This window comes from Klebsiella electrica (assembly GCF_006711645.1).
Taxonomy (GTDB): Bacteria; Pseudomonadota; Gammaproteobacteria; order Enterobacterales; family Enterobacteriaceae; genus Klebsiella; species Klebsiella electrica.
This window is the reverse complement of sequence record NZ_CP041247.1, coordinates 1,733,683-1,745,946: the sequence shown is the minus strand read 5'-3', so window position 1 is coordinate 1,745,946 and position 12,264 is coordinate 1,733,683. Positions and strand designations below refer to the sequence as shown.

Genomic DNA, 12,264 nt, shown 5'->3' with positions numbered 1-12,264 from the left:
AACCCTGAAAAACTTTTAATAGTTAGTATAGAGTATATCGTGGCCCTGCATATAGTAACACCCGTTGATCAGGTCAGTGACATCCCTGCACTATTGACATATTCCGTGCTAACGATTGATACCATCCATGACCTCTCGAATACACAGTAATGCAAATATCTTCCGTTTCACAGATGACTCATTCTTTATATACCAACCAGACGAAAAATCATTAACTATTGCACTACTCTGTGGATAAGACTTTCTGAAAGCCACATTTTGCTTCATTATTTTAAATGCAGACTTCTTGTATTGCAGGTACGTTTTTCCAAGATTAGTAAATTTCTTAATTAATGTATTCCGCTTGGCACCAAAAACATTATTATCATGTTGTCGATATAAAAGTAGAGGCTCTTTAATGGCGCAGATATTCTTATGCATCGATGCAATCAAAATCATCCACCAGTCATGCATAACCCAATGTGGCGATGTACTAAAATCGACTGCATCAATTAATGCCCGATTTACTATCATGACGCACCCCTGTGCGACATTATTGACCATCAATTTATTCAGCGATAATCCATTTTCGATATCGGCACCAATATACTTGAAAAAAGACTCATTAATTATATTAAGATTAACATCAACCACCTTGGAGTCGGTAAAAGCCAACGCCGGGGTTTCTCTTCCTCGTGTTTTTTCCATCTCACGGATGGTATTATAGGATACGGAAATTTTTGTTTTGACCCAGTAATCATCCTGATCACAAAACATTACATAACCGTATTTTGTCAATTTAATTCCATTGATAAAATTATTAACTACACCTTTATTTGGGTTCTTGTGGAACGAAATAAGCGGATTCTTTTCCATAAACGTATGGACTAAGGCTTCCGTACCATCCGATGAACCATCATCTGTAATAATTATTTCGCCAATGATTTTTTCAGCATCAACGCTATCCAAAATAGATTGCAGTTGCTCACGTAAATACTTTTCTCCATTATATGTGGCAAGCACCAGGCTTATCTTATCCATGTTATCCATTAGAATCACCTTAAGAATTAAATACGAAAAATATAATAAATAAGCTTGTAAATATAGCCTTCTCTCTAAAGAAAGGTACAATATTCTGTTTGACAAATTTTATTCTTTGGATGATGTTGTTTATTTCTAAATCAGTTGCATTGCTGCCTGAACGATTACTTAAATGGCAGATCATCTGTTTAACTTCAAAAGAATATTTCTTAATTCTTTTAATAGCCTTGATTAGATTCAATACTTTATTAATTTTATTTTTATTGACAGCGCCGATAACATTTCCGCCATGCTGACGATACAAAACCGTACTGTGGTTGTGGTAGTGAATGATTCCACTATGGCTGGCATTCAATGCCAACCAATGGTCATGCATTGGTATATTTTCTGGCAATGGCATTGAGCGATTTAATAATACCCGATTAAATATAACCGTACAGCCATACACTGTTGAGCGCCACAGAATGTATCGATAGTCAGTATTGTATAACGGGTTTAAATTCAAATAAGCGTAGAAACTTGGATTTAAAACATCAAGATCTTTATTGACGACCGTCAAATCCGAAAAACATAAAAGGGGCTGAGTACCATCATAATTATTAATTTTTTTAATCGATGTAAGCATCTCTTCGACTTTACCCGCTGGCCAGAAATCATCCTGATCGCAGAACATGATATATTCAGCTTTTGAATGCTGCATGCAACAATTAAAATTATTGATTACCCCACCTTTACGAATGTTATCAACCAGTTGTATTCTGCTGTCTAGTTCTGCATAGTGAGTGACAATCTCCCACGTGCTGTCCGTAGAACCATCATCACTGATGATTAATCGAAAATCCGCAAATGACTGGCCAAGGATAGATTCAATCTGTTGCGATATGAATGACTCACCATTATATGAGGCCAACAGAATATCAATTTTACTATCTTGCATCTAAACCTCTTTGATATAAGGTTTTATTGAGTAAAGCAGGATAAGGATAAATCCTGCTATGACTGAATCCATCGTAGTTACTGAATCCCCGTAATACATACCTTTGTCTTCACTTTGTTTTGTGCCCTGATATTCAATAACCAGCAGTAGTTCTGCCGGCCATTAACTTACAAGATATTCCCTATCAGCCAGTATGAATGACAAACGCTACAATCATTTTCGCTCAAAATTTGAAATTTTGGGAAAAGTGTGGACGTTAATGATATCAACAATTTCCCCATAAGCCTGAATTTAATAGTGGGAATCCTTTCCCCGACTATTACTTATTTTTTCTTCTTGTTGCCTGTGTGGTCATCATATTCATAGCTGTAACCATAGCTATAACCAGTACCATAGTAACTGCTGGCCTTTTTAATGACACCATTCAGTATCACCCCACTAACCTTCACATTGTTCTGTTCCAGACGTTTAAGCGAAACTTCAATTTCTTTCAGCGAGTCGCTCTCAAATCTGGCAACGACAAAGGTTGTTGCCGCATAGTTACCAATAATGGTTGCATCGGTTACCGGTAATACTGGAGGTGAGTCAATAATAACTAAATCGTACTCTTTCGAGGCTTGCTCTATTAACATGCTGAATTGCTCACTCATCAATAACTCGGAAAAATTTGATGGCGCATTACCACGGCAGATGACATCCAGTGAAGGTACTAACGTCTTTTTGACGGCCTGAGGATAGCTGCAACTGCCAGAAAGAATTTCAGACAATCCTTTGCCCTGATTTTCAAAGCCAAACAGTTTATGAATATAGCCCTTTCTCATATCGCCATCGATGAGCAAGACTTTACTTTTAACCTGGGCACAAATCACTGACAGGTTACTGGCTATAAATGTTTTGCCAACCCCAGGGTTGGCACCGGTAATCATTAAAACGTTATTGCTCGATTCTAGCATTGCGAAGTGCAAACTAGTACGCAGATTTCGGATAGCTTCAATAGATACATCTATCGGATCTTCAACTGCCAACAAAGAATAAGACTGTTTATTTTTTATCGTCTTGTGTTTTAAGTTACGTTTCATCATCGTGTCAGACAATGGAATAAACGCATAAACGCGAGTACCCAGTTCTTCGATCTGTTCAGCTGAACCAACACCGTGTCTGATTAATACTTTAAACAGCACGATCAGGATTGACAGGACAATACCGATGGCAATGCCTAAAATAATGACGAGAATTTTTTTCGGTTTAACCGGTTCGGGTTGAGTAATAGCATTATCAATAATTCTGACATTACCAATGATACTCGATTTGGCAATTTTGAGTTCCTGATATTTATTCAACAACATCATATAAATGATGCGCCCGGACTCAACGTTACGATTAAGCCGCAGTACTTCCTGTTGAGTTTCTGGCATTGCTGAAACTTTATCATTCAGCACGTTTTTCTCGCTTTCTAGGGTCGCACGCTTCTCCATCAGTGCTTTATAGGTTGGATGCGATTTGGTATACAGTTGCGAAATTTCTGCTTCACGAAACGTCAATTCGTTTAATTGATTATCGACGTTAACAATCTGATTTAGTACAGACTGGGCTTCCATTGACAGGTCAACCGTATCCTTCCGCTGACGATACTGGTTGAGTTTTTCCTCCGCTGTATCTAACTGTCCCTGAACCTGGGGAAGCTGGGTATCTAAGAACGTCAGACTCTTTTCATCTTGCTCTGCTTTTCTTTCGACATTCTTCTGAACATAATTAGTGAGAATATTATTAAGGATTAAGCTTATTTTACTTTTATCTGTACCTGTCATTGATAAGACTAAAATTCCGGTGTCTTTACCCGGATCGGCAACAGAAAGCTCATCCCTAAGGCGATTAACTGCCTCAAGTTGCGTCATATAGGTGACATTAAATTTATCACCTGGATTTGCATTAATATCTTTAACATTAATGGACAAACCATTATCTGTTAGCAGTTGACCGGTTTTACCTTTATATATCTCACCATTAAAGTCGAAGAGATAGTTGTTTTTATCGACAACCGTTAGCAATCCTCTAACTACCTGCCCTTCACCCATCGGTAAGTACAGTTCGGAGACATTAACGGTTGATTCCTTATCGTGGGTCAGTTTATTCCATTTGCGTCCAAATAATGGGAAAAATTTCTGTGTGACTTCCGTCTGCAGATTAAGATCACTGACCGTTTGATTTAAAATCAGACGGGATTGTAATAAAAATATTTCCGGTACGGTTCTAGGTTGCATATCGGGCAAAACTTGAGACAAGCTGCTGAGTATACTTGGACTTTGTTCACCTTCAACTTGTACTGAGGCATTGGCCTGATAGACCGGTGTTGTAAAGATTGTATAAATAATTGCTAATGCAAAACATATGGCGACAATTATTGAGATTAGCTTCCGGTAATCTAAAAGCTCACCAATAATCCCTCCCATATTTATCTCGTCTGAATTTCGAGATACTTTTTTCATATCCGTACCTGCTTTCATGTTATATATCCTGAACATTAACTTTCCCAGTTGCCGTACATTAACTTATTCAAGTAACATAATTACTTAGCGCTCAATTATTTACGTCAGACCGGGCTAGATATTATCGAAACAAACAGTCTGGAAGACCACTAAAACAGCATTAGTTATTTTTATAAAATAAAATATTGTCAAGTCTTGAATAGCAATTCTGCTGTTTATATAGACTATTAGTATTTATTAATTAGGCTTTTAATAAATATAAGATGGAAGTTCTATATTTATCTCATTAAATATAAAGTTTAACTCTCCATATTCAAGATAACATTTCTGAGTTCATCCCATGAATTCACTTCCGGGAGATTTGTTTTATAAGTTGCAGTTTGTTCTCCCTCATTCATAGTGATCTTTTGTATATCAAGTAAGTCACTTAATATTGTTGCCAGTTGTTTATAATCATCAGCCTTAAAAAAAATTTTTTTCGGATAACTTCCCAGCGTCTCGTGCGCATAGGGTAGGTCGGATGCAATGACAGGCAGTTGATGCTCTTTTGCTTCCGAGAGTGGTAGTCCCCAGGTTTCCAGTTTTGATGGAAACACCAAGCCACTGACATTTTGATATTTGTGGTCCAGTTCTGCTCTAGTCATGAAGCCCGTAAATTGAATACGGTCTAACTTCATTTCTGTTACTTTTTTAAAGACATCACGGGCCACCGGATTCATATCTTTATCAAAAGTAAACTCTATTTTTATTTTATGGTAAACATCAGGTTTACTTTTCTTAAGATAAGATAAAGCCTGAATAATAACATCAAAATTTTTAAACACCCGAGGCACTGCCGGGTAGATTAAGACCAGTTGTTGGTCAATTAACCTTACCTGACCATCGCGCGCATACTCTGTTTGTGCCGTATTTTTTTCAGGTCTAGAAACCAACATATTTGTCGTGCCATACCATTGCATAAAATTTCTAGCAATCCAGTGCTGTTGTACAATAATTTTCTTATTCTTTTTTATGTTTATACCATAAAGATATCTATATAATTTTGTGAATATATAAAACTTCTTATCAAGGCGAAAGTCATTCAGCGATGCTTTATAGAAAGGAGTAGGATTATGGCAATAAACGTATTGCTGTGTGTTGTGCACTAACGCTGACATATCATGTAAACATAGCCAAACATCGGCTTTTATTTTCTTACTCAAAAAATATGACTGGTAATATTCAAAATATAAACGTTTAAGCCAGCTGCGCTTTATATTTTTATATTCAAGAAACTCTACATTATCGTTGAGTGGAATACCTGAGAATAGCTTCCTGTCGTGAACAAGACATATTATTTCAACCTCTTCAGCTTTAGTGAAAGATCGAACTACCTCACGGAAAACAGTTAAAATACCTCCCTCAGTCATGTTCACTCCCGATAATACTATTCTCTTTTTATTCACACCTGTCTCTCCCGATAAACCTATTTAATAAAATAAAGAGTAAACATCGAAAAACTAAACTTGACCAGCAGACTGGCTCTGGAAAATTAAGTCATCGCGGTTGCTGTGATCGTATATGTAGTTGGGTTCAGCGAAGTATCTATCTCTGATAAATCGCCTCTCCCCCAGGAAAAGGGAGCAATTAAACTTAGCTTAGGCGATGACTTAAATTATCACATTGTTTATTAAAAAATATATCAATTACTTATGCAGTTACTGAGAATAGCGCTAAGGCGCCTCTTCCAGTCACTACCGCTAATATTATATTGTGCTATTTTATCATTACTGAGCGATGAAAATGCGGGTCGTTTTGCAGGTGTCGGATAATCCGCGGTGGTTATATGTTTAATCGTCGGTTGTTTATCAATTAGCTGTAATTTTTTAGCCTCATCAAATATAGTTTCGGCAAACTCTGCCCACGACACCTGGCTATCACCACAGTAATGATATATTCCCCCAGGGGCATCAACTGAAATCAGTTGAATGATCGCATCCGCAATATCTCCGGCATAAGTCGGACAACCTACTTGATCCGACACAACCCCCAGATAATCCCTGTCTTTAGCCAGTCTCAGCATTGTTTTAACAAAATTATTGCCATATTCGCTAAATACCCAGGCAGTACGGATAATGATGGCATCCGGCAGTGCTAAATTGACCAGTAGCTCCCCGGCAAGTTTACTCCTACCGTAGATCCCGAGTGGATTAACCGGCTCATTTTCGTTATAGGCGATCTGGGCTGAACCATCGAACACATAGTCTGTAGAGATATGGATAAAACGCGCCTGCACGGCTTTGCTGGCCTGGGCCAGATTTTCAGGTCCGTGCGCGTTCACCTCAACGGCGCGGGCAGATTCACTTTCCGCTTTATCAACTGCCGTATACGCTGCAGCATTAACAATCACGTCTGGCGTGAAATCCAATACGGCGTCCATTACGGAATTTTTATCACTAATATCAAGCCCCTTAGAGTCAAGTGCTTTCAACGTCCAGCCTTCCGGCAGACGATCCTGAAAACAGCGCCCCAGTTGACCATTGGCCCCCGTCAATAGTATTTTCACTTTTTTAACTCCTGCAGCGTTTTCCCTAGCATGTCTTTTTCAGACAGAAGCGGCTCAAAATCAATCGGCCATTCAATTCCGACTTCAGGGTCATTCCACAATAAACACCCTTCATGGCCGGGTGAATAGTAATCAGTGCACTTATATTCAAAGTCAGCCGTTTCGGACAGAACAACAAATCCATGCGCCAGTCCGGGTGGAATCCAGAACTGATGCTTATTATCCTCGGATAAAATCACGCCTTCCCATTGACCGTAAGTCGGGGAGTCGGGTCTAATATCGACAGCAACGTCAAAGACCTTTCCTCTCACAACACGAACCAATTTTCCTTGGGGATCTTTAGTCTGGAAATGCAAGCCACGCAATACGCCGTAACTCGAACGGGAATGGTTATCCTGGACAAAGTCGAAGGTAATATTTAACGCTTCTTGATAGCGTTTTTTTTCAAATACTTCCAGAAAGAAACCGCGTTCATCACCAAAAACTTTCGGCTCAATCAGTTTCACATCATGTATTTTAGTATTTTTAATATGCATTTTATTCTCCTGAAATTACGCGCTTCAGATATTGCCCATATCCAGTTTTCGCCAGTAACTTCGCCTGAGTTGCAACTTGTTCTTTATGTAGCCAACCTTTTGAGTAAGCAATTTCCTCAAGACAGGCAACTTTGAATCCCTGACGTTGTTCAATGGTGTGAATAAATTGCGATGCTTCAAGTAAGCTATCGTGAGTACCTGTATCAAGCCAGGCAAAGCCCCTACCCAGTTTTTCAACATGTAACATATTTTTCTCTAAATACATTTCATTGAGCGTTGTAATTTCGAGCTCGCCGCGGGGCGAAGGTTTCACCTGTTTTGCCATTTCAACGACGTTACTATCATAGAAATACAACCCCGTTACCGCCCAGTTAGATTTAGGAACAGCAGGTTTTTCTTCCAGTGATATGGCCCGGTTTGCGGCATCAAACTCAACAACACCAAAACGTTCAGGATCGAGAACCTGATAGCCGAATACCGTTGCCCCTTCAGTTCGCTTTGCCACATTCTCAAGCTTGCGGCCAAAGCTCTCACCAAAGTAGATATTGTCTCCTAAGACCAGGGCACAGCGATTACCATCAATAAACTCTTCGCCAATCAAAAATGCCTGTGCCAGACCATCCGGGCTTGGCTGAATAGCATACGAGAAGGTGACGCCGAACTGGCTACCATCGCCCAGTAACCGTTTAAACCCGGGCATATCATCCGGCGTTGAGATAATCAGGATTTCACGGATCCCCGCCAGCATAAGTACCGATATCGGATAATAAACCATCGGCTTATCGTAGATCGGCATTAATTGCTTGGATACACCTTGCGTAATTGGATATAAACGCGTACCAGAACCACCCGCTAAAACGATACCTTTCATTGAATATGTTTCCTGTGATTAGGCTGTGTCCTTTAATTGCATAATTTTTTGTAAAACAGTCTAATGCAACCCAGTTTCACCATCGCCAGATAATTCCTCGCCGTTTTGTCGTAACGCGTGGCAATGCGACGGTATTCTTTCAGACAGCCAAAACACCGCTCAACAACGTTGCGATTACGATAAGCATCACGATCAAGCTGTGAACGACCATCTGCTGCCATTTTTTCATTAGATTTCCGCGGGATAACCACTTTTATCCCTTTTCGTTTCAGCTCATTGCGAAGCGCATGTCCTGAGTAGGCTTTGTCAGCCAGCACCGCATAACCACGACGTTTCATGCTGCCGTTCTGGCGCTGAACACCAATTCCGTCCAGAAGGCGTAATGCGAACTGGCTTTCGTGAGCCTGTCCGGGACTCAGCACGATATTTAACGGGAGACCGCCTGCATCCGTCGCCATATGGATTTTGGTGCCAAAACCACCGCGAGAGCGACCCAGCCCATGATCTCCGGCGATATCGGGATGTTTTTTTGCGCGCCGGCGGCGCACCTGAGTGCCCGGATATTGCTGCCATCCAGCGCAGTAGCTGACCAGTCAACGAGGCCGTGAGCATCAAGAGAAGAAAGCAACCTGTTGAAAATAATATTAATCACACCCGACTTAGACCACCGGTTAAAGCGGTTATATACGGTTTTCCATGGGCCGTATCGTTCAGGTAAATCACGCCATGGGGCACCAGAGCACAACACCCAGAACATGCCATTGATGATCATACGATGCTCCGCCCATGGGCGTCCGGCCCGTGGTGTTGCAGGTTGAGCGGGCAGTAAAGGCTGGATGATATCCCATGCTTCATCGGGAAGGTCGTAGCGGGCCATAGTTCAATATGTTGTAGAAACAGATGGTTACTATAGCTCAGACGATTAAGGGACACAGCCTAGTTGTTAAAGAGCACCAAGACGCTCACCAGCATATGAACCATCCTGAACCCGTTTCCACCACACTTCGTTGTTCAGATACCATTCAACTGTTTTGCGGATCCCAGACTCAAACGTTTCAGCCGGCGTCCAACCCAATTCACGGGCAATTTTAGATGCATCAATCGCATAACGCGCATCATGGCCCGGACGATCCTTCACATAAGTAATCAGGTCTGCATAATTTTTTACACCGGCAGGTTTAGCTGATACTAATTCTTCTAATAAAGCACAGATAGTTTTTACCACATCGATGTTTTTACGTTCGTTATGACCACCGATATTATAGGTTTCACCTATCTCACCCTGCGTCACAACAGTATAAAGAGCACGAGCATGATCTTCGACATAGAGCCAGTCACGGATCTGGCTACCATTGCCATAAACAGGAAGCGGTTTTCCAGCTAAGGCGTTAAGAATAATCAGCGGAATCAGCTTTTCCGGGAAGTGATATGGACCATAGTTATTTGAACAGTTGGTCACAATGGTTGGCAAACCATAAGTACGCAACCACGCACGAACCAGATGATCACTGGAAGCCTTAGAGGCGGAATATGGACTGCTCGGTGCATAAGGTGTAGTTTCAGTGAACAGGTCATCTGTCCCTTCCAGGTCGCCATACACTTCATCAGTAGAAATATGGTGAAAACGAAAATCTAGTTTTGCCTGTGGTCCGAGGGTATTCCAATACTGACGAGCCGCCTCCAGCAATGTATATGTGCCGACAACATTGGTTTCTATAAATGCCGCCGGACCATCGATAGAGCGGTCAACGTGGCTTTCTGCCGCCAGATGCATTACCGCATCAGGTTGGTATTTACTGAAGATCGCATCAAGTGCCTGACGGTCACAAATACTAACTTGTTCAAAATGATAACGATCGCTTTTTGCTACTTTCTCAAGCGATTCAAGATTTCCGGCATAAGTCAAACAATCGACAACAATTGCCTCATCAGCAGTATTTTCTATAATATTTCGGACTACAGCAGAACCAATAAATCCAGCACCACCAGTTACTAAAATTTTCATAAAGTTACCTTTTAAAATTAATAAGCTGTACTACCGACAAAACCTTTAAACACTGTAAGAAATATTATTTTCACATCTAACCACAAACTCCATTGGCGGATATACTCAAGATCAAACTCCACTCTCTTTTCCATTTTTTCGAGAGTATCAGTTTCTCCTCTCCAGCCATTTATTTGTGCCCACCCCGTAATTCCTGGTTTAACTTTATGGCGTAACATGTAACCTTTAATGAGCATTCTGTACTGCTCATTATGTGCTACAGCATGCGGTCTTGGTCCAACGATCGACATACTGCCAAATAAAACATTTATAAATTGTGGCAATTCATCTAATGATGTTCTTCTCAGAAATCTCCCAATGGGTGTCACGCGGATATCATTTTTTATAGCCTGTTTTACGTCATCACCGTCTTCCATAACGCGCATTGTTCTGAACTTCAGAATCTTAATTGCCTTACCATCCATACCATATCGCTTCTGAATGAAGAATACAGGGCCAGGTGACGTTAATTTAACCATTATTGAAATCACTAACAATGCCGGACTTATTAGAACGAGGATACCGAAGGAGAAAATAATATCTTCCATCCGCTTAAGAATTTTATTAATACCGTTTATCGGTGTTTCAAATAGTGGTACTACCGGTATACCATTGATCTCTTCCGTACGACAATGAAGTATATTATAGGTAAAAATATCTGGTATTAGCATTACCGAACAGGTGGTATCTGCAAGTTCTTTTACGAGCCAGTCAAGTTCGTTCTTATCGGCCATATTAAATGCCAGATAAATCCTATCGATCCCACCTTTTTTTGCATCAGCAATAAGTTGTTCATAATCACCTAAACGATTGCCCTGCGTTGCGTCCTGAGTGTAGTAACCGATAACTTCAAAGCCCAGCCAAGGCTGGTCATTGAAGCTATCAATTAATTTTTTACCTACCGGCATATCACCGGCAATCACTACCGTGCGTTTATTGTACCCCAGACTTCTGAAGTAGCCCGCAAGATAGCGAATGATGAAACGCATGACCAGATCAAGAACAATAAAGGTTAAAAGCCAGCCAACAAAAAACAAAGGGGGAATATTGAAACTACTGATAAGAAAGCAAGTGCCGATGGCCAGTAGTATTGCCAGCCCCCAGTTTTGGAAAGTAAAGATTAACTCAGTTGAAAAATTGACTCCACGCCACGAACGATAAAAATCAGTTATCCCGCCAATCAACTGAAAATAGGTCATCAGGACAAATGAGATAATGAGTGGTTGGTAATAAAAACTAACATCAAAGAAAATACAGGTTAAGTAGCCGGAAAAAAATGTTGAGGTCATGTCAGCAATACGCTGAATAACTGAAATCAAAGATGCATTGGTTTTTGATCTGTTAAAGTTAACGTAACCTTTCATAATTTAGTGATGTCTCGGATTAGTTGAATTTAATATATAACGTCCGCAGTAAATTTCTTTATATATTTAAAACTCAGAAGGCCATAGTTCATTTTAGATGTCATGACAGTCACTTTTGTTGTGTTGGTTATTTACGATAATCATATCGTAAACCAGATAGCATAGAAAAATTACTGAAGAACCTAAAATTAAAATCAGCAGTGGCTTCAGCATTTAATTAATATTTATACGACTTAGAGACTAACAAAAACCGCTCCGGCATTCACTTACATCATCCCCGTGAACCATTTGGATGTAACACCTGTCAATCCATGACATCGGTAAAAATAAAGAGCTTTGCCACAATCAGCATTGAGAAGTGTTAGAAACAGCATGCATGCCGATAAGCGAAGTGGCGTATCTCAGCGCTCTGCACACTACACAACTAACATATGTAAGAGGCTTTATTGCCCATTTCGCAT

The 12,264-nt window shown here is 40.3% G+C and carries 10 protein-coding genes; all 10 read right to left on the bottom strand.

The genetic code is table 11. The features are described from left to right. Window positions 1-108: 108 nt before the first annotated feature. Entirely contained in the window at window positions 109-1,029 is a 921-nt protein-coding gene (locus Electrica_RS08305) for a glycosyltransferase family 2 protein (protein ID WP_087653472.1), read from the bottom strand. Window positions 1,030-1,039: 10 nt separating this feature from the next. Beyond that, entirely contained in the window at window positions 1,040-1,957 is a 918-nt protein-coding gene (locus Electrica_RS08300; RefSeq protein WP_141964249.1) for a glycosyltransferase family 2 protein, read from the bottom strand. Between the two features lie 323 nt (window positions 1,958-2,280). Beyond that, entirely contained in the window at window positions 2,281-4,461 is a 2,181-nt protein-coding gene (locus tag Electrica_RS08295) for a polysaccharide biosynthesis tyrosine autokinase (RefSeq protein ID WP_141964248.1), read from the bottom strand. A 281-nt stretch (window positions 4,462-4,742) separates the two neighbouring features. Next, the gene (locus tag Electrica_RS08290) at window positions 4,743-5,888 is read right to left on the bottom strand and encodes a glycosyltransferase (protein ID WP_141964247.1); all 1,146 of its coding nucleotides are present in this window, start codon (window positions 5,886-5,888) and stop codon (window positions 4,743-4,745) included. A 236-nt stretch (window positions 5,889-6,124) separates the two neighbouring features. Beyond that, window positions 6,125-6,988 carry a dTDP-4-dehydrorhamnose reductase gene (rfbD, locus tag Electrica_RS08285; protein WP_087653468.1) on the bottom strand — a complete coding sequence of 288 codons (864 nt, stop codon included), beginning with the start codon at window positions 6,986-6,988 and terminating at the stop codon, window positions 6,125-6,127. Beyond that, the gene (gene rfbC / locus Electrica_RS08280) at window positions 6,985-7,524 is read right to left on the bottom strand and encodes a dTDP-4-dehydrorhamnose 3,5-epimerase (protein ID WP_087653467.1); all 540 of its coding nucleotides are present in this window, start codon (window positions 7,522-7,524) and stop codon (window positions 6,985-6,987) included. The genes rfbD and rfbC overlap by 4 nt, the downstream gene beginning before the upstream one ends. 1 nt (window position 7,525) lies before the next feature. Then, window positions 7,526-8,395: a glucose-1-phosphate thymidylyltransferase RfbA gene (gene rfbA / locus Electrica_RS08275; protein ID WP_141964246.1), complete on the bottom strand. Its 870-nt coding sequence runs from the start codon at window positions 8,393-8,395 to the stop codon at window positions 7,526-7,528. Between the two features lie 32 nt (window positions 8,396-8,427). Beyond that, a protein-coding gene (locus tag Electrica_RS08270; RefSeq protein ID WP_141963343.1) for an IS5 family transposase occupies window positions 8,428-9,272 on the bottom strand; the annotation gives its coding sequence in 2 pieces (ribosomal slippage) (window positions 8,428-8,927 and window positions 8,927-9,272; 846 coding nt in all). A 66-nt stretch (window positions 9,273-9,338) separates the two neighbouring features. Next, complete coding sequence (rffG, locus tag Electrica_RS08265; RefSeq protein ID WP_141964245.1) at window positions 9,339-10,400, bottom strand: dTDP-glucose 4,6-dehydratase; 1,062 nt, start codon at window positions 10,398-10,400, stop codon at window positions 9,339-9,341. 17 nt (window positions 10,401-10,417) lie between these two features. Next, the gene (gene wcaJ, locus Electrica_RS08260) at window positions 10,418-11,803 is read right to left on the bottom strand and encodes an undecaprenyl-phosphate glucose phosphotransferase (protein ID WP_141964244.1); all 1,386 of its coding nucleotides are present in this window, start codon (window positions 11,801-11,803) and stop codon (window positions 10,418-10,420) included. Window positions 11,804-12,264 lie beyond the last annotated feature (461 nt).